Below are 25,106 nucleotides of genomic sequence, written 5' to 3' on the forward strand. Positions count from 1 at the left end.
ACCTGGCCCTACCCTGCGGGGTAGGGTCAACGCTTGAGCAAGCCTCGCAGGCTGATCCACGCCGGTATGCCCAGCCCTATCCAGCTCAGCGAATCCCAGGCGCCATCGTCCAGCAGTGCGCAGAACAACCCGGTGGCGCCCACCAGGGCTATCGCCAGCGGAATGGAAAACACCTTCCAGAAACTCGACTGACGCGGTTTCATCGGGTGCTCTCCTGTGCCGCGCGGCGACGTACCCACCACAGGTACAGGCCACTGCCCAGGACCACGATGGTCAGCAGGTCGAGTGCTGCCCACAGGATTTTCATCGGCATGCCGCCGTAGTCGCCAAAGTGCAGCGGCTGCGACATGCCCATGGCATCCATGTACCAGGGCCGTCCGGCCACGGCGGTGACTTCAAGGTTGCTGGCGTCGATCAGGACCGGAGTCAGCAGGTGTGAGGTCAGATGAGTACTGCCTTTCATGAACACCGAGTAATGGTGTTCGCTGGAGAACCGGGTGCCGGGGAAGGCGATAAAGTCCGGCTGCATGTCGGGTGCCGCCCTGGCGGCGATGTGCAATAGATCACTGGCAGGTGCCAGGTGAGTCAATGGCGGGGCGTCGCGGTAGGGTTCGATCATGGCGCTGAGGGTTTCAGCACGCCAGGCAGCGATGATCAGGTCGGCGCTGGCGCTGATCACCCCGGTCACGCCCACCACCAGTGCCCAGGTCAGGGTCACGACGCCAATCAGGTTGTGCAGGTCGAGCCAGCGCAGGCGCCGGGATTTGTCGGTGCGCACGGTGGCGAAGTCATGGCGGCGCATGAACGGCAAGTACAAAACGGTGCCGGAGATGATCGCCAGTACGAACAGGATGCCCATGAATGCCAGCAGCAGTTTGCCGGGCAGGCCGGCAAACATGTCCACGTGCAGACGCAGCATGACCATCATGATGCCGCCGTTGGCGGAGGGCACATCAATCGCCTCGCCGGTGCGTGCATCGAGCATGAAGGTATGGGACGAATTGGGTTCGGTACCTGCGGTGGGGGCCATGATGGTCAGGACGGCGTTGGGTTCATCGTCGTCCCAGCCGAAATACTGCATGACCTCGCCCGGCCGGTGGGCCTGTGCGGCGAGCACCAGTTGTTGCAGATCGAGGGTTGGAGTACCGGCGGGCAATTCCTTGACCTGCGGCGCGTCGCCCAGCAGATGGTCGATTTCATGGTGAAAAATCAACGGCAGGCCGGTCAGCGCCAGCATCAGCAAAAACGCGGTGCAAATCAGGCTGGTCCAGGTGTGAATGAAGGACCAGCGGCGGATGGTTTTGCTTTTCATGACATTCCCAAATGCAAAAACTCCCCTGCAGGAGCGAACTTGTCTCGCGATGCCGGCCCCTCGGTAGGGGATGATTTCATCGCGAAGCAAGCTCGCTCCTGCAGGTGGGTATTGGTGTTGCGTTTAGCGGGTTACCACTTGTAGTTGACGCTGGCCATGATGTTGCGGCGGTCGCCGTAGTAGCAGTAGAAACCATCGCAGGTCGACAGGTATTGCTTGTCGAACACGTTGTTGGCGTTAACCGAAACCGTGGCGCCCTGCAGTGATTTGTTCATCTTGCCAAGGTCGTAATGCACCGCCGCATCGTAGACGGTATAGGCGTCTGTATGACCGTAGGAAGCGTCCGGTACATAGGCCATGCTGCCAATGGCGATGTTGTCGGTCTCGCCGATGTAGCGGGCACCAAAGCCTACGCCGAAGCCTTCCAGCGCGCCTTTGTGCCAGGTGTAGTCAGCCCAGATAGAAGCCTGATGCTCGGGGGTCAGCGGCAGTGGACGGTTCTTGTCCAGCGGGTCGGACACCTTGGTCATTTTGGTGTTGGCGTAGGTATAGGCTGCCGTCAACTTCAGGTTCTCGTTAACGTTGCCCACCGCTTCCAGTTCCAGGCCACGCACGTTGGCTTCACCCAGCGGACGGCTGACGCCCAGCGTATCGCTCAGCACAATGTTCTTGCGGGTCAGGTCATAGACTGCGGCGGTAAACAGCATGTCGCTGCCCGGTGGCTGGTACTTGAGGCCCAGTTCGTACTGCTTGCCGGTGCCGGGCTTGAATGATTTTCCGGCAAAACCGCCCGGTTCGGCCTGGAAGGATTCGGCGTACGAAACATAAGGCGTGAAGCCGGAATCGAATACATAGCTCAGTGCGGCATTACCGGTAAAGGCGCTGTCGTCACGTGTGTCGCGGGCATTTTTCTCGTTGTAGAACGTGGTGTCGGTGTGCAACCAGTCCTGACGTCCGCCAAGGGTCAAGCGCCAGTTGTCCAGAGCCATCTGGTCTTGCAGGTAAAGACCGGTGTCGCGGGTTTTCTGGTTGTAGTCGTTGTAGGTGGTGTATTTGACGTTGCTGAAATCCTGCCCGTAGATCGGGTTGATGATGTTGCTGGCAGGCGCGGCGCCGTAATCCCATTTGTAGTTGGTATTGACGCGCTGATGGTCGAGACCGATCAACACGGTGTGCTTGATTGCGCCGGTGTCGAAGTCGGCCTGGAAATTGTTGTCCACGGCGAACTGGCTGATGTCTTCATCCACCACGTTGGCCCCGCGCTCAACCGTGCCATCGTCTGCCACCGAGCCGTAGTAACCGCCCGCCGTGATGCCCTGGAAGGCCAGATCGCTTTTGGTGTAGCGCAGATTTTGACGGAACTGCCACACGTCGTTCAGGCGGTGCTCAAACGCATAGCCCAGTGCGTAGTAGGTCTTGTCGTAGAACTCCCACTTCGGATCACCGAGGTTTTCGTGATACTTCACTTTGCCCGCAGACGTGGACACCTTGGTGCCTTGCAGCGGCAAGAACTGGCTGGTGATCCCGGTGTCATCACGGTTGAACTGGCTGAGGAAGGTCAGCTTGGTGTCTTCGTCAATGTTCCAGGTCAGGCTCGGTGCAATGTTGTAGCGCTTGTCTTCGTTGTGGTCGATGGCGGTGTTGCTGTCACGCACCACGCCGCTGACGCGGTACAGAAAACGTCCTTCATCATCAATCGGGCCGGTGCTGTCGAAGCTGATCTGCTTGCGCTGATAGCTGCCGATCTGCATCTGTACTTCGTGGCTGGCGCTGTCTTCCGGGCGCCGGCTGACCATATCCAGCAGGCCGCCGGCAGGTGTCTGGCCGTAGACCGATGACGCCGGGCCGCGGAGCAGGGCCACGCGTTCCAGGTCCCAGGTTTCAAGCTTGGGCATGGCATAGGTGCCCTTGGGCAATGGCAGGCCATCGAGGAACTGGGTTGGCTCGAAACCTCGCACCTTCAGCCATTCTGCACGGCTGTCGCTGCCATAGCTGCTGGCCGTTACGCCCGGCATGTAACGCACCGCATCATCCAGGTTCTGCACCGCCCGGTCCTGCATCTGGCTGCGGGTGGCGACGGAGATCGAGCGCGGGGCTTCGAGCAGGGACGTGTCGGTCTTGGTGCCGGCGGCGGTACGTTGGGCGAGGTAGCCGTCCACCGGGCCCCACGGGCTTTCATAGCTGCTTTGGCCGCTGATGGTGGTGGCTTCCAGCGCCACCACCCCTTCAGGAATGGCGATCAGGCTGAAGCTGCCGGCGCTTCCCGGCACCAGTTGCAGGCCACTGTCGCGCAACGCCTCGCGCAATGCAGTGCTGGCCTCGAACGAACCCTGGACCGGGGCTGACGTTTTACCTGCAACCAGGGCCGGGTCGATGGCCAGGGTGATACCCGACTGGCTGGCGATCTGGTTCAGGGTGGCGGCCAGCGGTCCGGCGGGCAGGTTGTAGCTGCGCGCAGTCGGGGCCTGTTCGGCGGCGATGACGCAGGTGCTGGTCAGCGGGATGCTGAGGGCGATGGCTACGGCTAACAGGCCAGGGCGCAAAAAGGTGTCGAGGGAGCGGGACATTCGGCGGGTTCCTGAATGGAAATGTTTCTCAATGACTATCTGCCGAACGAGATCCGAAAAGTGATAGGGCTGATTGAAAATAATTTAGATTTAGTTTTTTGCCGGCCTGGCGCTGATGGTGACCCACCACGGGGTGTGCTGTTCAATCTTCACCGGCAAGGCGGGCAGCAGGGCATTGAGGGCCAGCTCGACGTTGTTCAGCGCGAAGCTGCCGCTGATGCGCAGGTCGGCGACGTCGGGGTCGACGCCCAAGTGGCCGCGTCGATAGCGCTTGAGTTCGTGCACCATGTCGGCCAGGCGTACGTTGTCGAGCACCAGCATGCCGCGGGTCCAGGCGTCTGCCCCGGGGTTGACGGCGAGCATCTGGCCCAGGTAATCGCGGTGCATCAGCACTTGCTGACCTTCGGTGTAGATGATTTCGTCGACGCTGTTTTCGGGATGCGCTGCAACCCGCGACTGCAGCACGCTGAGGCGGGTGCCGTCGTCTTCGCGCCGGACCAGAAACCGCGTGCCCAATGCTCGCAAGCTGCCATCACGGGTTTGCACGACAAAAGGCCGGGGGTCGCCATGGCCGGTCTCGACCATGATTTCGCCTTCTTGCAGGACGATGCGTCGCGTCGTGCCATCAAAGCGCACATCGACTGCGCTGTGGGTGTTGAGGTTCAGCAGGGTGCCATCGGCCAGGCGTAACTGGCGTTGCTCGCCGGTAGCGGTGCGGTGATCGGCCATCCAGTAATCAACCGGCAGGTAGTCTTTGCTGGCGAACAAGGTCAGCCCGCACACCAGCGCAATACTTGCCAGGCCGCCGCCGATTTTGCGCACCTGTTGCTGTACGCCGCTGCGGGCCTTGAGCAAGGCGTTACGCGCCGGGACACTGGTGCTGCTGAAGCGGTGATCGAGCATGCCCAGTTGCATCCAGGCCCGCGCGTGCTCTTCGCTGGCGCTGTACCACTTGTTGAATTCGGCTTGCTCCAAGGCGCTGCCATTGCCGCAGTCCAGGCACAGTTGCCAGGCAATGGCAGCATCCAGCACGGGTGCCGATACCGGTTTGGAGCTGACCGGGCTCATGCCGGCTCGCCATACAGGGCGATGTAGCACTGGCGGATGCCCTGGGCCAGATACTGGCGCACGCGGGGCACCGATACGCCGAGGCGTTGGGCAATTTCAGCGTGGGTCAGGCCGTCGATACGGCTATAGAGGTAGGCCGCCCGGGATTTGCTCGAGAGTTTGGCCAGCAGGCGGTCGATGGCTTTGAGGTCTTCGAGGATCAGTTGCTGCTCTTCGGGCGAGGGTTGCTCGGCATCGGGGATCAGCATCAGCTCGTTGAGGTAGGCCTGTTCCAGGGCAGCGCGGCGAAAATGGTCAAACAGCAGGCCTTTGGCAATGGCGGCCAGAAAAGCCCGGGGTTCGCGGGGGGCCTTGAGGTCTTCACGGCCCAGCAGGCGCACGAAAGTGTCCTGGCTCAAGTCTTCCGCCCGTTGCGGGCAGGCCACATTGCGTCGCAACCACGCCAGCAGCCAACCGCGATGGTCGCGGTAAAGCGCTCCAACCAGTTCACTGTGGGGGGTTTGGACTGACGACAAGGGCATCACCGAATACATGCATTAACTAACGATAACTATTCGCGATTGTGTCAGAGGCAATGGGCATGCGCAATTGACACTCATCGGAAGGTAAACAGCCTGCAGGCGCGAGCTCTTTGGCGCAGCCATGAAAGGCGCGCGAGCAAGCTCGCTCCTACAGGTGTGAAGTCAGCTGTGGTGTCGCTTCAGGAGTCGAGTCCGGTGTCAGAAGCTATGGGCTTGTTTGCGTCGCTGCCATTGGTTTAGCCGCTGCTGCAGGGCCAGGGGGCTGTCGATCTGTTGCGTGCGTGCGCGGCTGAACAGGATCAACGCCAGTTCGGCGGTGACCAGGGCGTCGGCGCTGGCGTTGTGGCGGTCTTCGACTTGCAGGTTGAAGTGCCGGATCCAGTGATCAAGCCCCGCCTCTCGCGGATTGACCTGCGGGCACAGCATCGGCGCCAGGGCCGCCACATCCAGAAACGGGTGCTGCAGGCGGTAGCCCAGGCTGTCTTTAAGGGCACGCCCCAGCATGTGCTGGTCAAATGGGGCGTGAAAGGCCAGCAGCGGGCTGTCACCGACAAAGGCCATAAAGTCCAGCAGGGCATCCACCGGATCACTGCCCGCGGCAATTGCTTCCGGGCTCAGACCATGCAGCAACACGCTGGGGTTGAGGGTGTTGTCGGGGCGCAACAGGGTGCGTTCGAACGCCTGGCCCAGATCGATGGCACCATCTTCGATGACCATCGCGCCAATCGACAGCACCTGGTCGCGATTGAGGTTCAGGCCGCTGGTTTCCAGGTCGACCACCACCCAGCGCTGTTGGCGCAGTGAGGCCTCGCTCAGCCCGGGTGGTGCCGGCAGTTGCAGCACTCGTTGTTGTTGCTCAGGGCTCAAGACCGGCTTTTTACGCGGCAGCAACCAGGACAGCAGGCTCATAGTTGATACCGCAGGGCCAGGCTGCTCTGCAGGCGCTGGGCCTGGCGCAGGGCTTCACGCAGGATGCGCCGGTCCAGCTGGTTCAGCCTGTCCGGGTCGACACGGTTGGAATACGGGCGGTTTTCCCGGGTTTGCAACTGGTGCTGTTGCATGCGGGTTTGCTGGATGAAGTGGTAGGCCTCTTCATAGGCCGCGCCGTCCAGTGCCTCGATCACTTCCTGGGTCACCAGCTGGCGCAGGCGTTCCAGGGTGTTGTTGGCTTCCACGCCGTGGGCCAGAGCCAGCAGCCGTGCACCGTCAACGAACGGCGTGAGGCCCTGCACCTTGAGGTCCAGGGTGGCTTTGTCGCTGCCTTTGCGCTCCAGTACAAACTCACGGAAACGCCCCACCGGCGGGCTATGGCGCAGGGCGTTGGCGGCCATCATGCGCTGGAACAGGCGGTTGTCGGCCACTTGTTCGAGAATGCCGCGGCGCAGTTGCTGGCAGCCCTGTTCGTCACCCCAGACCACCCGCAGGTCGAAATAGATGCTCGAGGCCAACAGGTTTTCGGGGGTTGCCTCGCGAATGAAGGCGGCGAAACGGCGGGCCCATTCGGCGCGCGACAAGCACAGCTCCGGGTTGCCGGCCATGACATTGCCCTTGCACAGGGTAAAGCCGCATGCCGCCAGATGATGGTTGATCTGCTGTGCGATGGGCAGCAGGCGCTGGCGGATTTCAGCGGCCTGGGTGGCGTCCCTGGCCTCGAATAAAATGCCGTTGTCCTGGTCGGTATGCAGGGTTTGCTCGCGTCGCCCTTCGCTGCCAAAGCACAGCCAGCTGAAGGGCACGCCAGGATCGCCACGGTCGGCCAGCACCAGCTCGATGACCCGGCACACGGTGTGGTCGTTGAGCTGGGTGATGATATGAGTGATCTGGGTTGAGGACGCGCCGTGGGCCAGCATGCGTTCCACCAGTTGCCCGATCTCGCCGCGCAGGCTGATCAGGTTTTCCAGCCGGGGGGCATGACGGATGGTGCGGGCCAGATGAACCAGGTCAACCCGTTGCAGAGAAAACAGATCGCGCTCGGAGACTACGCCGCACAGGCGCTGATCCTTGACCAGGCACACATGGGCAATATGGCGCTCGGTCATGGCGATGGCGGCGTCGAAGGCGCTGTGATCGGGGGACAGGTAAAACGGCCCGGGGGTCATGTACAGGTCGATGGTTTGGGCGAAATCCTGAATCCCGCTGGCCACCACCTGGCGCAGGTCGCGCAGGGTGAAGATGCCCAGCGGCGCTTTGTGCCCGTCCACCACCACAATGCTGCCCACCTGCTGTTCGTGCATCAGGCGCACAGCTTCACGCAGCGCGGTGTCCGGCAGACAGGTCACCGGGTGGCGCATGGCCAGTTCACCGAGGCGGGTGTTGAGTGAATATTGCGTGCCGAGGGTTTCTACGGCTTTTCGCTGCACCTGTTGATTGACCTTGTCGAGCAAGCTGCTGACGCCACGCAGGGCAAAGTCGCGGAACTCGTCGGACAGGGCGAACAATTTGATAAATGCAGGCTTGTTCAGTTGCAGGCAAAAGGTGTCTTCGGCGGCCAGATGTTCGGTACGGGTGGCGCGCTCGCCCAGCAACGCGGCCAGCGGAAAGCACTCGCCGGCAGTGATTTCAAAGGTGGTCTCGGCGTCTTCACGGCCTACATGGGTCCGTTCACCCACCACCCGGCCCTGCTTGACGATATAGAAGTGATCCACCGGCCCGTCAGTCGGTCGGATGATGCTCTCACCGGGCCCGTAGAAGCGCAGCTGGCACTGCTCCACCAGGAATGCCAGGTGCGTATTTTCCATTTGGTTGAAGGGCGGGAATCGCTGCAAGAATTGCATGGTGCCGTGAATGTTCTGCAGCACCGCAGTTTTCCCTGCCTGGAGAAATGCATCCGATTTACTCATTACCATTACCGCATTGTTGTTATGACGGGACGGGGCGGGCCCATGGCGTGTTGTGACCCTCATGCTCGGTTGTCTGGGCGCGGGTGCCCATTGGACGTAAGTCTATGGGGAAGAGGCCTGTTGAAGTTTTTGCGAATGCTTACAGACTATTTCCTTGTTTACCCTGATGCCGGACTTGGAATTACTCTGATCTGGGTGCACATTGATCCGATCAAGGATTAACCGACTTTAACGCTGGGATATTTGACCGGCAGGACAGTTTACGAGAGCCGCATGACTGAACACGACATATTGACCGACGCCGAACGCGAGGCCTTGAACGAGGTGATGCGAACACCTGTGCCGGAGCAGCATGGGGTGTTGATTGTTGACGATGATGAGTTGGCCTGCGAGTTGCTGGCGGAGTTTTTGACCTTGAGCGGCATTGAGTGTGTGACCGCAAGAAATGAACGTCAGGCGCTGGCGTTGTTGAAGTCTGAACACTCCATCGGGCTGATACTCACCGATTTGCGCATGGTGCCCCACGATGGCCTGCACCTGATCCGCAAAGTGCGCGCATCCGAGCGGGCAAGCTTGCCGATCATCATCATGTCGGGCGATGCAGGAGTGCGTGATGCCATCGATGCGATGCACCTCAACGTGGTGGATTTCCTGCTCAAACCTATCGACACCGCCAAGTTGCTCAAGCTGATCAAGCAGGAACTGGCGTTGTAGCCCGGCACATGGCCGCAATGCGGTTCGCTTGAACAACGGCGATCTCAACTGCAGGGGCGAGCTGGTGCGGGAGGGCTTTAAACAATAACGCCGTGTTTACAGGGTAAACACGGCGTTATTGAGAATATCCCGGGACCCGCAAGCCCCTGCAAAGACAGCGCTCTGCAGGGGCTTGCGGTTTTCGGGGTTTGTTACAAACCATTCCTGGCTTTGAACTCGCGACGACGACGGTGCAGAACAGGCTCGGTGTATCCGTTTGGCTGTTTGCTGCCTTCGATCACCAGTTCAACCGCTGCCTGGAAGGCGATGTTGCTGTCGAAGTCCGGTGCCAGCGGACGGTACAGCGCGTCGTTGGCATTTTGACGGTCGACCACCGGAGCCATGCGCTTGAGGCTTTCAAGTACCTGGGTCTGGTTGACGATGCCATGGCGCAGCCAGTTGGCGATGTGCTGGCTGGAAATGCGCAGCGTCGCACGGTCTTCCATCAGGCCGATGTCATTGATGTCCGGTACTTTCGAACAACCAACGCCCTGGTCGATCCAGCGCACCACGTAACCGAGAATGCCCTGGGAGTTGTTGTCCAGTTCGTTCTGGATCTGCTCGGGCGTCCACTGCGGGCTAACGGCCAGCGGGATGGTCAGGATGTCGTCCACGGAGGCCGGGGCGCGTTTGGCCAGCTCGGCCTGACGGGCGAACACGTCAACCTTGTGGTAGTGCAGCGCATGCAGGGCGGCTGCCGTCGGCGAAGGCACCCAGGCGGTGTTGGCGCCGGCCAGCGGGTGAGCGATTTTCTGCTCCAGCATGGCAGCCATCAGGTCGGGCATGGCCCACATGCCTTTACCGATTTGCGCACGACCTTGCAGGCCAGTACTCAAGCCGACATCGACGTTGTTGTTTTCGTACGCGCTAATCCATTTTTCGGACTTCATGTCCGCCTTGCGCACCATTGGCCCGGCTTCCATCGAGGTGTGAATCTCGTCGCCAGTACGGTCCAGGAAGCCGGTGTTGATAAACACCACCCGCTCGCTGGCGGCCTTGATGCAGGCCTTGAGGTTGATGGTGGTGCGGCGCTCTTCGTCCATGATCCCGACTTTGAGCGTGTTGCGTGGCAGCTTCAGGACATCTTCGATGCGGCCGAACAGCTCGTTGGTGAACGCCGCTTCTTCAGCGCCGTGCATTTTCGGTTTGACGATGTACACCGACCCGGTGCGGCTGTTGGTGCGGGTCGCTTTGCCATTGAGGCTATGGATTGCTGCCAGGCTGGTCAGCAGGCCGTCGAGAATGCCTTCAGGTACTTCGTTGCCGTCTTTGTCGAGGATCGCATCGATGGTCATCAAGTGACCCACGTTACGCACGAACAACAACGACCGGCCGTGCAGGCTGACAGTGCCGCCGTCGGGCGCGGTGTATTCGCGGTCAGGGTTCATGGTGCGGGTGAAGGTTGTGCCGCCCTTGGATACTTGCTCGCTCAGGTCGCCCTTCATCAGGCCGAGCCAGTTGCGGTAGATCACCACCTTGTCGTCAGCATCGACGGCGGCGACTGAGTCTTCGCAGTCCATGATGGTGGTCAGCGCGGCTTCCATCAGCACGTCTTTGACCCCGGCAGCGTCGGTCTGGCCGACCGGGCTGGCAGCGTCGATCTGGATTTCGAAGTGCAGGCCATTGTGTTTGAGCAACACGGCGGTCGGTGCCGCGGCCGCGCCGTGGTAGCCGGTCAGTTGCGCAGTGTCGCGCAGGCCGCTGCTGGCGCCGCCCTTGAGGCTCACCTGCAGGGCGCCGCCAACAATGGCGTAGCCTGTGGCGTCAACGTGGGAACCTGTTGCCAGGGGCGCGGCGTCGTCGAGGAAGGCGCGGGCGAAGGCGATCACTTTGTCGCCACGGACCTTGTTGTAGCCTTTGCCCCGGGTGGCGCCATCGGTTTCGCTGATGGCATCGGTGCCGTACAACGCGTCATACAACGACCCCCAGCGGGCGTTCGAGGCGTTGAGGGCAAAGCGCGCATTCATCACCGGGACCACCAGTTGGGGACCTGCCATGCGGGCGATTTCGTCGTCGACGTTCTGTGTCGTTGCCTGGAAATCCGCCGCTTCTGGCTGCAGATACCCGATGTCTTGCAAGAAGGCTTTATAAGCCACGGCGTCATGGGCCTTGCCGGCCTGAGCCTGGTGCCAGGCGTCGATCCGCGCCTGCAAATCATCGCGTTTGGCGAGCAGTGCTTTGTTCTTGGGTGCCAGGTCATGAATAACCTTGTCGGCACCGGCCCAGAACTGGTCGGCGTCGAGGCCGGTACCGGGAATGGCTTCGTTGTTTACGAAGTCGAACAGGACTTTGGCGACCTGCAGGCCACCGACGTGAACGTGTTCAGTCATTGCTTGCCTCACTCATTTTTATTTAAAGCCTGGAGCGCTTCTTAAAACACCGCGTTAGCTCATGCTGGCGGGGTTGTGCGGGGTGTAGCAGACGCCTTGGCGAACCATATTACGAATTATGTAGTGGTCGCCAAGGGATACTACATGATCAATTGCAGATGTGAAAATCAGACTAATCACGTCGTTCTGCGACCATTTGTACGCTATCGGTCATACAGAAGAACAGGATGTTCTCAAGAATTGTACAGCTTGTTCCAGATAATTCTAAAAACAGTACACAATTTGTTTTTTCGAGGTGTTTTTGCGGCACCTGAAGTGGCACCCGAGGTCTTGCCTATACTCATCCGACCCCTAACAAGAGAGTCCCCGCCATGAACCATCTTGTGATTACGGTCTTTGCCCCGGACAAGGCCGGGCAGGTCGAACGTATTGCCCAATGCATCGCCGAGCATGGCGGCAACTGGCTGGAAAGCCGGATGTCACGGATGGCCGGGCAATTCGCCGGGATCTTGCGCGTAGGCGTGCCGGCTGAAGCCCATGATGAATTGATCGCTGCGCTGCACGGCTTGGCGCCGGACGGGATTCGGGTGTTGATCGCCGAAAGCGGGATCGAGCAGTCTTGCACCTGGAAGCCGATTGCCATGGACCTGGTGGGAAATGACCGTCCGGGCATAGTGCGCGACATTACCCGGGTGCTGACGGAGCAGGGAGTGAATCTGGAGCGTCTGGTGACGGATGTGCGACCCGCGCCCATGAGCAACGAGCCGCTGTTTCATGCCGAGGCCATTCTGGCGGTACCGCTGACGCTCTCGCTGGAGGTGTTGCAGGCGCGCCTGGAAACCCTGGCCGACGAGTTGATGGTCGGGCTCGAGTTGCGCCCCGAGGACTAGGGGCCGACCCTGCTGTTGCGCAGGGCCGTGTTGCGCGAAGCTGGTTTGGAATGATTCAGCCTCGCTTCCCGCGCTGCACAACAGCAGAACCTGCGTGCTGTGGAAACTGATTGGGCACGCCCCCTATCCCCGGCGCAGGGTCAGCACTGCATCAAGGGTATAGATCGCCAGACCGGCCCAGATAAACATAAAGGCCATCAGTGTGGCTTCTGACAGATGCTCGCCAAACACCCACACCGCCAGAATCAGTACCAGTGTCGGCGCGATGTACTGCATAAAGCCCAGGGTGGTGTAGGGCAAGTGCCTTGCGGCGGCGTTGAAGCTCACCAGCGGGATCAACGTTGCCGGACCTGCAGCCACCAGTAGCCAGGCTTCCTTACTGCTCCAGAACTCCGTATGGGCACTGTTGGCCTCGGGGTGCATGAGCAGCCAGCCAATGGCGATGGGCACCAGAATCCAGGTTTCGACCACCAGCCCGGGCAGTGCCTTGACGGGCGCCTGTTTGCGGATCAGCCCGTAAAAGCCGAAGCTCAGCGCCAGCACCAGGGACACCCACGGCAGGCTGCCCACTTGCCACACCTGCTGCGCCACGCCAAGGGCGGCAAGCCCTACGGCCAGCCATTGCAGGCGGCGTAAACGCTCCCCCAGCAGCAGCATGCCAAGCAATACATTGACCAGCGGGTTGATGTAGTAGCCGAGGCTGGCTTCCAGCATGCGGTCGTTATTGACCGCCCACACATAGGTCAGCCAGTTGACCGCAATCAACAGCCCGCTGATGGCCAGCACGCCGAGGCGCCTGGGGTTGTCGCGCAGTTCCTGCCACCAGCCGGGGTGTTTCCAGAACAGCAGCAACAAAGAGCCGAACAGTGCGGACCAGAGCACCCGGTTTACGATGATCTCGGCCGCGGGGACACTGGCCAGGAGTTTGAAGTAGAGCGGGAAGATGCCCCAGATGATATAGGCGGTGAGGCCTAAAATGTACCCGCGACGCGGGTTGGCGGCTTGCATGCAGAGTCCTTGCTTAGGCAACTAACGGATACGGAACAGGCCAAGAGTGTAAGCAGGTTTTACAGATTGCGAGCAAAGTTTTTGTAGGTCCGGGCTGTTCGTTTACCGGGTAGTCAAAAACCCGCGAACAAGCTCGCACCTACAGAAAACGGGGGCGGGTCAGAACAGCTTCAGCGGTTCTTCATTGAGCGCTGACAGTTGCTCGCGCAAAGCCAGCACCTGGTCGCCCCAGTAACGCTCGGTGCCAAACCACGGGAAGCTGTGGGGGAACGCCGGGTCGTCCCAGCGGCGCGCCAGCCAGGCGCTGTAATGCATCAGGCGCAAGGCCCGCAGCGGTTCGATCAACGCCAGTTCCCGCGGGTTGAAGTCATGGAACTCGCTGTAGCCGTCCATCAATTCTGACAGCTGGCCCAGGCATTCCTGACGATCACCTGCAAGCATCATCCACAGATCCTGCACCGCAGGCCCCATGCGGCAGTCGTCGAGGTCGACGATATGGAACACTTCATCACGGCACATCATGTTGCCGGGGTGGCAATCACCGTGCATGCGGATGTTGGTGTGCGGGGTGGCGGCGTACACGTCTTCGACACGCTTTAGCAGGTCACGGGCCACGGACTCGTAGGCCGGCAGCAGGCTGCGCGGGATGAAATTGCCTTCGAGCAGGGTGGTGAGGGAGTCGTGACCAAAGTTCTTCACCCCCAGCGCTTCGCGGTGTTCAAACGGCTTGGTTGCCCCCACGGCATGCAGGCGCCCCAGCAATTGCCCCAGGCGGTACAGCTGGTCGAGATTGCCGGGCTCCGGCGCACGGCCGCCCCGGCGCGGAAACAGGGTGAAGCGAAAGCCTGCGTGTTCAAACAGGCTCTGACCGTTGTGAATCATCGGTGCGACCACCGGGACGTCAAGGTCGGCGAGCTCGAAGGTGAAGCGGTGTTCTTCGAGGATGGCTTCGTTGGTCCAGCGTTGCGGTCGGTAGAATTTGGCGATCAGCGGTTCCGAGTCTTCGATGCCGACCTGGTACACGCGATTTTCGTAGCTGTTGAGCGCGAGCACGCGGGCATCGCTCAGGAAACCGATGCTTTCGACGGCGTCGAGCACCAGATCAGGGGTAAGTGTTGCAAACGGATGAGACATGCTGACTCCTGCGCGCAGCAGGCTGCCGCGTCCGGCCATGCATGTTAGCGCAGACCGGGAACGATCTGGCACTAAACCTGTGGCTGCCGGCGATTGAGGCACAACGCCGGCTCCCACAGATGGGCCTGCGGTCATCAGGCGCCGATGATGCCGCCATCTTCGCGACTGATGGCCATGACCGAAGAGCGTGGCTTGCCGTTGGGCAAGTGCTCGGGGAAGGTCGATCCACCGTTTTCACCGGGATGCTGGATGCCGACGAACAGGGTTTTCTGGTCTGGCGAGAAGCTGATGCCGGTCACTTCGCAACCGATCGGCCCGACCATGAAACGGCGGATTTCACCGCTTGCCGGGTCGGCACAGAGCATCTGGTTATTGCCCATGCCGGCGAAGTCCCCGCTATTGCCGGAATCGCCATCGGTCTGGATCCACAGGCGTCCGGCGTCGTCGAAGCCCAGACCGTCGGGGCTGTTGAACATGTTTTGCGGGGTGATGTTGGACGAGCCGCCCTTGGCTTTTCCGGCATGCACCAGCGGGTTGCCGGCGACTACAAACAGGTCCCAGTCGAAGGTGTCGGTGCCGTGATCGTCGTTGTGGGCTTTCCAGCGCAGGATCTGTCCGTAGACATTCTTCTCCCGGGGGTTGGGCCCGCCGACCGGTTGCCCGTCTTCGCCGCGCTTGGCGTTGTTGGTCAGGGTGCAATAGACCTGCCCGTCCTTGGGGCTGACCACTATCCATTCCGGGCGGTCCATGCGCGTGGCATTCACCGCGCTGCCTGCCAGGCGTGCGTGAATCAGTACTTCGCCCTGGTTGGCGAAGCCGCCGGCGGAATCGATGCCGTTTTTGCCATGGCTCAATTCAACCCACTGACCCTGCCCCCTGGGCAGGTCGGGGTTTTTGTCGCCGCCGTCAAAGCGGGCAACGTAAAGGGTGCCGTGGTCCAGCAGGTCGCGATTGGCCTTGGGGTCTTTATGGTTGATCCGGTCGCGGCTGATGAATTTGTAGATAAATTCGCCGCGTTCGTCATCGCCCATATAGACCACCGCCCGGCCATCGGCGGTTTCGGCCAGGGCGGCGTTCTCGTGCTTGAAGCGGCCCAGCGCTGTGCGTTTGACGGGCATCGAGTGCGGGTCGAACGGGTCAATTTCCACCACCCAGCCGTGGCGATTGAGTTCGTTGGGGTTGACCGCCAGATCGAATCGCGGGTCATGGGGGTGCCAGTTGATTTCTTTGCTGGCGGCCACGGCGCCATAGCGTTTTTGCGCGGTGTCGAAGGCTTGCCTGGGGTCAGAACTGCCGAAACAGTCGGTGAAGTTCTCTTCACAGGTCAGGTAGGTGCCCCATGGGGTTTTGCCATTGGCGCAGTTCTGGAAGGTGCCCAGGGCCAGGGTGCCGGTGTTGTCGGCCCGGGTGCGCAGCAAGGCATGACCGGCCGCCGGGCCACCCAGGCGAATCGGTGTATTGCCATGTATGCGCCGGTTGAACGGCGAGCCCTGGGCAAACGCCCATCCGTTGCCGGTGCGGCGGATTTCAATGACCGATACGCCTTCACTGGCCTGGGCTTTATGCACTTGTTCAAGGGAGGCGGGCATGCCGCCGTGGGGGTACAGATAGCGGTAGTTGGTGTACTCGTTGTTGATGGCCATCAGGGCGCGGTTCGGGTCATCGGCGAAGGCGAACAGGCTCATGCCGTCATTGTTGTCGCCGAATTGCACTTCCTGGTCCCTGGCCGAGCCGTTACCGTCGGGGTCGAACGCCGGGCCTGCGGCGTGCAGTGGCTGACCCCAGCTGATCAGTACGCTGGAGCGATAGCCGGGTGGCAGGCTGATACTGTCAGTGGTGGCCGCCTTGATACTGTCAAAACCCAGCAACGGGCTGGAGGCGGCGCTGATGCCGGTAGCCAGGGCGCTGCGGCTCAGCAGGCCGCCGCCCAAAAACATGGCAGCGCCGCACAAGGCGCCGGCGCCGATAAAGCCACGTCGACTGAGGCCGATGATCTGCTCAAGGTCGGTGGGTTGGTCTTCTTTTAACAGGGTCATGTCAGGCTCGGCTCGCAGACGATTTTGCCAGCCACCATAAGCCGCGGGTATGACAGCCGTGTTGCAAGCGGCCGTGGTGGCCGTTACAGCGGGGTGCCCAACAACACCAGTGACGGCGAGAACTGCACCTGGGTTGCATCCCCCGTCTTTGCGCCAAGTATTTCAAGGTGTTGCGGCTCGCTCAGGGCGCACAAAACCTGGCCGCCGGACAGGCTGATGCGCACTTCGCTGGGGCCATCGTCGGCGTGGAGGATTTGCTCAATGCGCCCCTGCAGATGATTGTGCCCCGGGGCGGGCACCTGTTTGGCAGCCACCAGTTGCAGCCAGCCGGCCTTGATCAGGGCGACCACCGGGCTGCCGATCTGCAGTTCCAGGCGCAGGGTACTGTCGCGGGTGATTTGCGCGTGCAAGCTCAGACCGCCCGCCAGGGCGAGCTCAATCATGTCGTTATGGCCATGGCTGGATATGGCAGTCACGTTGCCGTGCAACTGGTTGCGGGCGCTGGTTCTGAGCATCAGGCGCCCCAGCAGGTCGAGGTCTTCGGTGTCTTCGGCGGCATCCAGCACCTGGCTCTGTAGCACCTGCAAGCGCTGGTAAAGACGCAGTACCCGCTCTCCGGCAACGGACAGCCGCGCCCCGCCCCCGCCTTTGCCGCCAACGCTGCGCTGAACCAGTGCGGTTTGCGCCAGGTTGTTCAGTTCATCAATGGCATCCCATGCTGCCTTGTAGCTGATGCCCGCACTTTTGGCCGCCGCAGTGATCGAGCCCTGTTCGGCAATGTGCTGTAACAGCGCAATACGCTGCGGGCGGCGGACCATGTGTTGTGCAAGCAAGGAGGGCAGGTGCATGACGGCGGATTCGCAAGGCGGCTGGAAGCCCGGAAAGTGCCTGTTCAACCCGGGCCCGTCAAGGCGCTCCGTCAGGTTTCGGGGTGCGGGCCAGGCAATATACGTCGACCCGCCGCGCCCCGGCTTTGAGCAGCAGGCGCGCCAGGCTTTCAGCGGTGGCGCCGGTGGTCAGTACGTCATCAATCAGCGCCAGGTGCAGGCCCTGGACCTGCGCTCCCGGGCTCAGGCCGAAGGCTTGCAACAGATTGCGCTTGCGGGCTTTGGCGTTCAGCGCCTGTTGCGTGGGGGTGTCCTGGGTGCGCAGTAACCAGTGTTCACGGCAGGGGATGTTCAACCGGGCACTGAGCCAGTGACTGAGCATGGCTGCCTGGTTATAGCCACGTTGGCGCAGGCGCTGAACGGACAGCGGTACCGGCAGCAAGAAGTCGGGTCGCTCTTGGCCGCAGTTGAAGCTATCAAGCAGGCATTGGCCGAGAAGTTCGGCCAACAGCCGGCCATAGGGCCATTTACTGTTGTGTTTGAAACCCACGATCAGGCTGTCGACCGGAAAGCCGTACGCCCAGGCCGCATGCACCTGCTCGAACGCAGGCGGTTGCTTGAGGCAGTCACCGCAGGTCAACCGGGCCGCCGGGAGTGGCAAGGCGCAGCGCAGGCAGCAATCACCCAGCCAGGGCAGCTCAGGCTCACAGGCACGGCAGATCGGTAAAACGCCCTTGAGCGCCTCATCGCACAATAAACAGGTCTGGTTATTAAATAACCATATGTCAACCAGACTAATCCAATGTGGTTGACAGTTCATCTTGCATCCTTAAACATGCCGGGCATCCGTGCCGTGCCTGAAGCCCTTGCTTCAGGTTCAAGTCAAAGCATAAATCAAGAGAAACGCCGATGAGCGCCAGCACCCTTGCCAACTTGCGACATGATTGGTCCCTAGCCGAAGTTCGCGCATTGTTTGTTCAGCCATTCAATGATCTGTTATTCCAGGCACAGACCGTTCACCGCGCACATTTCGACGCCAATCGGGTGCAGGTTTCGACGCTGCTTTCGATCAAGACCGGGGCCTGCCCGGAAGATTGCAAATATTGTCCGCAGTCAGGCCATTACAACACCGGCCTGGCCAAAGAGAAGTTGATGCAGGTCCAGGCAGTGCTGGAAGAAGCGGCACGGGCCAAGTCGATCGGCGCCACCCGTTTTTGCATGGGTGCAGCCTGGAAACATCCTTCGGCCAAGGACATGCCCTACGTGCTGGAAATGGTCAAAGGGGTCAAGGCGCTGGGGCTGGAAACCTGCATGACCCTGGGCAAGCTCGACCAGGAGCAAACCAGCGCGCTGGCCCACGCCGGGCTCGATTACTACAACCACAACCTCGACACCTCGCCCGAGTTCTACACCAGCATCATCACCACCCGCACTTACAGCGAGCGCCTGCAAACCCTGAGTTACGTGCGTGATAGCGGGATGAAAATCTGCTCCGGCGGGATCCTGGGCATGGGCGAGTCGCTGGATGATCGGGCCAATCTGCTGATCCAGCTGGCCAACTTGCCCGGGCATCCGGAATCGGTGCCGATCAACATGCTGGTGAAAGTGGCCGGTACGCCGATGGAAAACGCGGAAGATATCGACCCGTTTGATTTCATCCGCATGCTGGCGGTGGCGCGGATCATGATGCCGCAGAGCCATGTACGGCTATCGGCGGGGCGTGAAGCGATGAACGAGCAGATGCAGGCACTCGCGTTCTTTGCCGGGGCCAACTCGATTTTCTATGGCGATAAATTGCTGACCACGGCCAACCCCCAGGCCGACAAGGACATGCAGCTGTTCAGCCGCCTGGGCATCTTGCCCGAGGCCGGTGAGGACCACGCTGACGAAGTGCATCAGGCAGCCATTGAGCACGCGCTGATGGATCAGAAATCCAGCGAACAGTTTTATAACGCTGCGGTTTAAACCCGAGCCCCACCCTCTGTAGGAGCGAGCTGTTTCAGGTTGCTTAAAAGCTCGCGAGCAAGCTCGCTCCTACAGGGGGCAGCTCGCTCCTGCAGGTTGTGCGCCATCTGTTTTCGAGGCCAGCATGTCTTTTGATCTAAGCGCCCGCCTGGCCGCGCGTCGGGCCGACCACTTGTATCGCCAGCGCCCGTTGCTCGAGAGCCCGCAAGGGCCACAGGTAGTGGTCGACGGCCAGCCGTTACTGGCTTTTTGCAATAACGACTATCTCGGTCTGGCCAATCATCCCCAGGTCATCGAAGCCTGGCAGGCCGGGGCATCGCGCTGGGGCGTGGGCGGCGGGGCATCCCATCTGGTGATCGGCCACAGCACACCGCATCACGAACTGGAGGAGGCGCTGGCCGAGTTCACCGGTCGCCCGCGGGCGCTGTTGTTCAGTAATGGCTATATGGCCAATCTGGGCACGGTCACGGCATTGGTGGGGCAGGGCGATACGGTGCTGGAAGACCGTCTCAATCACGCTTCGCTGCTGGATGCCGGTTTGTTGAGCGGCGCGCGTTTTAATCGTTATCTGCATAACGATGCGCTCAGTCTGGCCGCGCGGCTGGAGAAGGCTTGCGGTAATACGCTGGTGGTGACTGATGGCGTGTTCAGCATGGACGGTGATCTGGCTGACCTGCCTGCCCTGGCCCGCCAGGCCAGGGCCAAAGGCGCATGGCTGATGGTCGATGATGCCCATGGTTTCGGCCCGTTAGGCGCCAATGGCGGCGGGATTGTCGAGCACTTCGGCCTGAGCGCGGACGATGTTCCGGTGCTGGTCGGCACCCTGGGCAAGGCATTTGGCACCAGCGGTGCGTTTGTGGCCGGCAGCGAAGAGTTGATCGAAAGCCTGATCCAGTTCGCCCGGCCTTACATCTACACCACCAGCCAGCCACCGGCGCTGGCCTGTGCCACGCTGAAAAGCCTCGAGCTGTTGTGCACCGAACACTGGCGCCGTGAACACCTCAAGCAATTGATTAGTCAGTTCCGCCGTGGTGCCGAGCAGATTGGCCTGCAACTGATGGACAGCTTTACTCCGATCCAGCCGATCATGATTGGCGACAGTGGCCGGGCGATTCGTCTGTCACAGATGCTGCGCACACGCGGATTGATGGTGACCGCGATTCGTCCGCCAACGGTGCCGGCAGGCAGTGCGCGATTGCGCGTGACGTTGTCGGCCGCTCACACAGAGGCGCAGGTGCAGCTATTGTTAAATGCACTCGCTGACTGTTGGCGCAAGCTGGAGCCCGACCATGCGTGACCGTTTGATTTTGCTGCCGGGCTGGGGCCTTGGGGTTTCACCGCTGGAGCCCCTGGCCGCAGCGTTGCGAGGCCTGGACGAGCACTTTCGGGTTGAAATCGAACCGCTGCCGGTGCTGGCGTCGACCACGTTGCAAGACTGGCTCGATGAGCTGGATGCAACACTGCCCGACAACGTCTGGCTGGGCGGCTGGTCGCTGGGCGGCATGCTTGCCACGGAGCTGGCCGCCCGCCGGGGTGAGCGTTGTTGCGGGCTGGTGACCCTGGCCAGCAACCCCAGCTTTGTCAGCCGTGACGACTGGCCCAGTGGCATGCCGGCAGCTACCTTCGAGCTCTTTCTTGGCGGTTTTCGCGAAGCACCCAACACCACCCTGAAACGCTTTTGTCTGTTATGCAGCCAGGGCTCGGCCGAGCCCCGTGCATTGGCCAGCCAGCTGTTGGGCGGCGCGCCCAAAGCGCAGCCGGACATCCTGCTCGCAGGCCTGGAATTACTGGGCAAGCTCGATACGCGCAGTGCCTTGCAGGCGTTCAACGGTCCGCAATTGCATTTGTTCGCCGGGCTTGACGGCTTGGTGCCGGTGCAGGCCGCAAGCGATGTGCTGGCGCTGTTACCAGATGTCGAAGTGGGTCTGATTGAACAGGCCTGTCATGCATTCCTGCTGGAAGCCCCCCACGAATTGGCGGCGGCGATCCAGGGTTTTTTACATGAGTCGGGCGATGACTGATTTGAGTGTTGCAACCCACGCCAATCCCTTGCCGGACAAGCGTCAGGTGGCCGTTTCGTTTTCCCGGGCGGCAGCCAGCTACGACAGCGTGGCTGAACTGCAGCGTGCAGTAGGTCATGAACTGGCCAGCCGCTTACCGGCAGATCTCAAGCCTGAGCGGTGGCTGGATCTGGGCAGTGGCACGGGCTATTTCAGCCGGGTGCTGGGGCAGCGTTTTGCTCACAGTGAGGGGCTGGCGCTGGATATCGCCCAGGGCATGCTGGCGTTCGCCCGGCCCCAGGGCGGTGCCCAGCATTTTATTGCAGGGGATGCCGAAAGCCTGCCGCTGCAGTCCGGCAGTTGTGACTTGATTTTTTCCAGCCTGGCGTTGCAATGGTGTGCCGATTTCAATGCCGTGCTCAGCGAAGCCCGGCGGGTGCTCAAACCCGGAGGCGTGTTTGCCTTTGCCAGTTTGTGCGTGGGTACATTGCGCGAGTTGCGTGACAGCTGGCGGGCGGTGGATGGTCAGGTTCACGTCAATCGCTTCCGTGAATTCGAGACCTATCAACAGCTGTGCGCCGGTAGCGGCCTGGCTGTACTCGGCCTGCACAATCAGGCGCATGTGCTGCACTACCCGCAAGTGCGCCAGTTGACCCATGAGCTGAAAGCTCTGGGGGCGCATAATCTCAACCCCGGTCGCCCCGAAGGGCTGACCGGCAGGGCACGGCTTCAGGGATTGGTGGGTGCCTACGAGCAGTTTCGTCAACCTGCGGGACTACCGGCAACCTATCAGGTGGTCTACGGGATTCTGGAGAAAGCGCGATGAGCCCTGGGTACTTCATTACTGGCACCGACACCGACGTTGGCAAAACCACGATCGCAGCAGGTTTGTTGTATGCCGCACGCGAGGCCGGATTGAGCACGGCGGCGGGCAAGCCGGTGGCTTCGGGCTGTGACAACACCCCTGAAGGTTTGCGTAACGCCGACGCGCTGGCACTGATGGCAGAGTGTTCAATCAAGCTCAGCTATGACGAGGTCAACCCCGTGGCATTCGAACCGGCTATCGCTCCGCACATTGCTGCGCGCGAAGTCGGGGTGGTGCTGACGGTGAAATCGTTGTTGTTGCCCATGCGCCAGATTTTGGCCCGGCAGGCGGATTTCACTCTGATTGAAGGCGCCGGAGGCTGGCGCGTGCCGCTGTCCGGGCAAGACAGTTTGTCGGATCTGGCCCAGGCACTGGATCTGCCGGTGATTCTGGTGGTGGGCGTACGCCTGGGTTGCATCAGCCACGCCTTGTTGACGGCCGAGGCGATTGCCCGGGATGGCCTGCAACTGGCCGGTTGGGTGGCCAACATCATTGGTCCGAAGACCTCCCGCCTTGAAGAAAACCTCGCCACCCTGGCCGAGCGTCTCCCGGCTCCCTGCCTGGGCCGTGTGCCAAAGCTCAAGAGCGCCTCGGCGCAGGCTGTGGCCGAGCATCTGCAGCTGGATTTGCTGGACTAAGCTCTGTTCCCCATGTGACTGCTCCCTTCAGGCGCTGGCTTACCAGCGATCCTGGGGACGGGTGCGCCTGTGGCAATACGCTGAAGCGATGGCCGGCAAGCCGGCTCCCACAATTTGCTGCCGGGCCCGATATAAAAGGGTATCGATCATGCCCAAGACGAACGGCGGCATAGCGCTGCTTGACAATAAATGGGCGTAAACGTATGTTTCAAACAACTGTTTGACCGCTATAACAAATTCACGCGGTTGTTCATCCCCGGATTCATCAGCAGAGGTTTATCGCTATGCCTGACTACAAGGCCCCCTTGCGTGATATTCGCTTCGTTCGTGACGAACTGCTCGGTTACGAAGCGCATTATCAGAGCCTGCCGGCTTGCCAGGACGCTACTCCAGATATGGTTGACGCCATTCTTGAAGAAGGCGCCAAGTTTTGTGAGCAAGTGCTGGCACCGCTGAACCGCGTGGGTGACATCGAAGGCTGCACCTGGAGTGAATCCGGGGTTAAAACGCCTACCGGCTTTAAAGAAGCCTACAAACAATTCGTTGAAGGCGGCTGGCCTAGCCTGGCTCACGACGTAGAACACGGCGGCCAGGGCCTGCCGGAGTCTCTGGGTCTGGCAGTCAGCGAAATGGTGGGTGCGGCCAACTGGTCGTGGGGCATGTACCCGGGCCTGTCGCATGGTGCGATGAACACCATCTCTGAGCACGGTACTCCCGAGCAGCAGAATACCTACCTGAGCAAGCTGGTTACCGGCGAGTGGACCGGCACCATGTGCCTGACCGAGTCCCATTGCGGTACCGACCTGGGTCTGCTGCGGACCAAGGCTGAACCTCAGGCTGATGGTTCCTACAAAATCTCCGGGACCAAGATTTTCATCTCGGCCGGCGAACATGACATGGCCGACAACATCGTCCATATCGTTCTGGCGCGCCTGCCGGATGCACCGGCGGGTACCAAAGGTATTTCGCTGTTTATCGTGCCCAAGTTCAACGCTAACGCCGATGGCAGCCTCGGTGAGCGCAACGCGGTCTCCTGTGGCTCCCTTGAGCACAAAATGGGGATCCACGGTAACGCCACCTGTGTGATGAACTTCGACGGTGCAACAGGTTTCCTGATCGGCCCGCCGAACAAAGGCCTGAACTGCATGTTCACCTTTATGAACACGGCCCGTCTGGGCACTGCCCTGCAGGGGCTGTCCCACGCCGAGATCGGTTTCCAGGGCGGCCTGAAGTACGCTCGCGACCGCCTGCAAATGCGTTCGTTGACCGGGCCCAAGGCACCTGAAAAGGCTGCTGACCCGATCATCGTTCATCCGGATGTACGTCGCATGCTGTTGACCATGAAGGCATTCGCCGAAGGCAACCGTGCGATGGTTTACTTCACCGCCAAGCAAGTCGACATCGTGAAATACGGCGTTGATGAAGACGAGAAAAAGAAAGCCGATGCGTTGTTGGCGTTCATGACTCCAATCGCTAAAGCGTTCATGACTGAAGTCGGCTTTGAATCCGCCAACCATGGCGTACAAATCTATGGCGGCCACGGCTTTATCGCTGAATGGGGTATGGAGCAGAACGTTCGCGACAGCCGCATTTCGATGCTGTACGAAGGCACCACCGGTATCCAGGCACTCGATCTGCTGGGCCGTAAAGTGCTGATGACTCAAGGCGAAGCGCTCAAAGGCTTCACCAAGATCGTGCACAAGTTCTGCCAGTCCAATGAAGGTAACGAAGCCGTTCAGGAGTTCGTGACACCTTTGGCTGCACTGAACAAGGAATGGGGCGAGCTGACCATGAAGGTCGGTATGGCAGCCATGAAAGACCGCGAAGAAGTGGGTGCGGCCTCGGTCGACTACCTGATGTATTCCGGTTATGCCTGCCTGGCGTATTTCTGGGCTGACATGGCGCGTCTGGCGGCTGAAAAGCTGGCAGCGGGCACGTCCGAAGAAGCGTTCTATAAAGCCAAGTTGCAAACGGCACGTTTCTACTTCCAGCGCATCTTGCCGCGTACCCGTACCCACGTTGCCACCATGCTTTCGGGCGCAGGCAACCTGATGGACATGAAAGAAGAAGACTTCGACCTGGGCTACTAAGCCCGGCGAGTCATCTGAAAAAGCCGCTTCTCCCCAGGGGACGCGGCTTTTTTATTGTGCGCCATCCACATCCCCCCTTGTAGGAGCGAGCTTGCTCGCGAGCTTTTTATAAAAACGCCTCGCGAGCAAGCTCGCTCCTGCAGGGCATGACTTAAATATTATGTCTGGTCACAGCTTGACCCTATGTATCACTATCGTCGTTAAGCTAGACTGAGTGCCGGTTTCAATTGCCCTACGGGCTCCAACGTTTACAGATTACGAG

Annotated in this window: 21 protein-coding genes; 8 read left to right on the forward strand and 13 right to left on the reverse strand. The window is 60.7% G+C overall.

The genetic code is table 11. From position 1 onward, the window contains the following. Positions 1 to 26: 26 nt before the first annotated feature. The 7 genes from B195_RS22960 to B195_RS01990 form a co-directional block, all read right to left on the reverse strand. On the reverse strand, positions 27 to 203 hold the full coding sequence (locus tag B195_RS22960; protein ID WP_004419493.1) for a hypothetical protein: 177 nt from the start codon (positions 201 to 203) through the stop codon (positions 27 to 29). Beyond that, the gene (locus B195_RS01965; protein WP_004419491.1) at positions 200 to 1,312 is read right to left on the reverse strand and encodes a PepSY domain-containing protein; all 1,113 of its coding nucleotides are present in this window, start codon (positions 1,310 to 1,312) and stop codon (positions 200 to 202) included. Before B195_RS01965 ends, B195_RS22960 begins: the two co-directional genes overlap by 4 nt. A gap of 131 nt (positions 1,313 to 1,443) precedes the next feature. Next, positions 1,444 to 3,879, reverse strand: a complete 2,436-nt coding sequence (locus B195_RS01970) for a TonB-dependent siderophore receptor (protein ID WP_004419489.1) — start codon at positions 3,877 to 3,879, stop codon at positions 1,444 to 1,446. A gap of 90 nt (positions 3,880 to 3,969) precedes the next feature. After that, positions 3,970 to 4,947, reverse strand: coding sequence for a FecR domain-containing protein (locus B195_RS01975; protein WP_004419488.1), 978 nt, complete (start codon positions 4,945 to 4,947; stop codon positions 3,970 to 3,972). Continuing rightward, positions 4,944 to 5,468 carry an RNA polymerase sigma factor gene (locus B195_RS01980; protein ID WP_165439574.1) on the reverse strand — a complete coding sequence of 175 codons (525 nt, stop codon included), beginning with the start codon at positions 5,466 to 5,468 and terminating at the stop codon, positions 4,944 to 4,946. Before B195_RS01980 ends, B195_RS01975 begins: the two co-directional genes overlap by 4 nt. Before the next feature lie 198 nt (positions 5,469 to 5,666). Beyond that, entirely contained in the window at positions 5,667 to 6,377 is a 711-nt protein-coding gene (locus B195_RS01985; RefSeq protein WP_004419485.1) for a PolC-type DNA polymerase III, read from the reverse strand. After that, positions 6,374 to 8,308 (reverse strand): putative nucleotidyltransferase substrate binding domain-containing protein, encoded by a 1,935-nt coding sequence (locus B195_RS01990; protein WP_004419484.1) that lies wholly within the window; start codon positions 8,306 to 8,308, stop codon positions 6,374 to 6,376. Before B195_RS01990 ends, B195_RS01985 begins: the two co-directional genes overlap by 4 nt. Positions 8,309 to 8,581: 273 nt before the next feature. On the opposite strand from B195_RS01990, the gene B195_RS01995 reads away from it, so the two are divergent. Beyond that, the gene (locus tag B195_RS01995) at positions 8,582 to 9,022 is read left to right on the forward strand and encodes a response regulator (protein ID WP_004419482.1); all 441 of its coding nucleotides are present in this window, start codon (positions 8,582 to 8,584) and stop codon (positions 9,020 to 9,022) included. Between the two features lie 191 nt (positions 9,023 to 9,213). Here the strand turns inward: B195_RS01995 and B195_RS02000 are convergent, their stop codons facing one another. Further along, positions 9,214 to 11,391 (reverse strand): malate synthase G, encoded by a 2,178-nt coding sequence (locus B195_RS02000; protein WP_004419480.1) that lies wholly within the window; start codon positions 11,389 to 11,391, stop codon positions 9,214 to 9,216. Between the two features lie 371 nt (positions 11,392 to 11,762). Here B195_RS02000 and B195_RS02005 point away from each other — a divergent pair, with 371 nt between their 5' ends. Beyond that, complete coding sequence (locus tag B195_RS02005) at positions 11,763 to 12,281, forward strand: glycine cleavage system protein R (protein ID WP_004419479.1); 519 nt, start codon at positions 11,763 to 11,765, stop codon at positions 12,279 to 12,281. 123 nt (positions 12,282 to 12,404) lie between these two features. Here B195_RS02005 and rarD read toward each other — a convergent pair whose 3' ends face one another. The 5 genes from rarD to B195_RS02030 form a co-directional block, all read right to left on the reverse strand. Further along, positions 12,405 to 13,289 (reverse strand): EamA family transporter RarD, encoded by an 885-nt coding sequence (rarD, locus tag B195_RS02010; protein WP_004419477.1) that lies wholly within the window; start codon positions 13,287 to 13,289, stop codon positions 12,405 to 12,407. Between the two features lie 159 nt (positions 13,290 to 13,448). After that, positions 13,449 to 14,423, reverse strand: coding sequence for a serine/threonine protein kinase (locus tag B195_RS02015; protein WP_004419476.1), 975 nt, complete (start codon positions 14,421 to 14,423; stop codon positions 13,449 to 13,451). A gap of 134 nt (positions 14,424 to 14,557) precedes the next feature. Further along, on the reverse strand, positions 14,558 to 16,459 hold the full coding sequence (locus B195_RS02020; protein WP_004419475.1) for a PhoX family phosphatase: 1,902 nt from the start codon (positions 16,457 to 16,459) through the stop codon (positions 14,558 to 14,560). An 83-nt stretch (positions 16,460 to 16,542) separates the two neighbouring features. Further along, on the reverse strand, positions 16,543 to 17,307 hold the full coding sequence (locus B195_RS02025) for a TOBE domain-containing protein (protein WP_004419474.1): 765 nt from the start codon (positions 17,305 to 17,307) through the stop codon (positions 16,543 to 16,545). 58 nt (positions 17,308 to 17,365) lie between these two features. Beyond that, positions 17,366 to 18,106: a ComF family protein gene (locus tag B195_RS02030; RefSeq protein WP_004419472.1), complete on the reverse strand. Its 741-nt coding sequence runs from the start codon at positions 18,104 to 18,106 to the stop codon at positions 17,366 to 17,368. An 89-nt stretch (positions 18,107 to 18,195) separates the two neighbouring features. On the opposite strand from B195_RS02030, the gene bioB reads away from it, so the two are divergent. The 6 genes from bioB (at position 18,196) to B195_RS02060 (ending at position 24,844) form a co-directional block, all read left to right on the forward strand. Then, complete coding sequence (gene bioB, locus B195_RS02035; protein WP_004419470.1) at positions 18,196 to 19,251, forward strand: biotin synthase BioB; 1,056 nt, start codon at positions 18,196 to 18,198, stop codon at positions 19,249 to 19,251. 124 nt (positions 19,252 to 19,375) lie between these two features. Beyond that, the gene (gene bioF, locus B195_RS02040; RefSeq protein ID WP_004419468.1) at positions 19,376 to 20,548 is read left to right on the forward strand and encodes an 8-amino-7-oxononanoate synthase; all 1,173 of its coding nucleotides are present in this window, start codon (positions 19,376 to 19,378) and stop codon (positions 20,546 to 20,548) included. Then, positions 20,541 to 21,272, forward strand: coding sequence for an alpha/beta fold hydrolase (locus tag B195_RS02045; protein ID WP_004419465.1), 732 nt, complete (start codon positions 20,541 to 20,543; stop codon positions 21,270 to 21,272). Before bioF ends, B195_RS02045 begins: the two co-directional genes overlap by 8 nt. Continuing rightward, positions 21,265 to 22,077 (forward strand): malonyl-ACP O-methyltransferase BioC, encoded by an 813-nt coding sequence (gene bioC / locus B195_RS02050; protein ID WP_004419463.1) that lies wholly within the window; start codon positions 21,265 to 21,267, stop codon positions 22,075 to 22,077. Before B195_RS02045 ends, bioC begins: the two co-directional genes overlap by 8 nt. Further along, positions 22,074 to 22,754: a dethiobiotin synthase gene (bioD, locus tag B195_RS02055; protein WP_004419461.1), complete on the forward strand. Its 681-nt coding sequence runs from the start codon at positions 22,074 to 22,076 to the stop codon at positions 22,752 to 22,754. The genes bioC and bioD overlap by 4 nt, the downstream gene beginning before the upstream one ends. A gap of 284 nt (positions 22,755 to 23,038) precedes the next feature. Continuing rightward, positions 23,039 to 24,844, forward strand: coding sequence for a phenylacyl-CoA dehydrogenase (locus B195_RS02060; protein ID WP_004419459.1), 1,806 nt, complete (start codon positions 23,039 to 23,041; stop codon positions 24,842 to 24,844). The last annotated feature ends 262 nt before the right edge of the window (positions 24,845 to 25,106 follow it).

Origin of the sequence: Pseudomonas sp. Lz4W (assembly GCF_000346225.2) — a bacterium.
Classification (GTDB): domain Bacteria; phylum Pseudomonadota; class Gammaproteobacteria; order Pseudomonadales; family Pseudomonadaceae; genus Aquipseudomonas; species Aquipseudomonas paraversuta.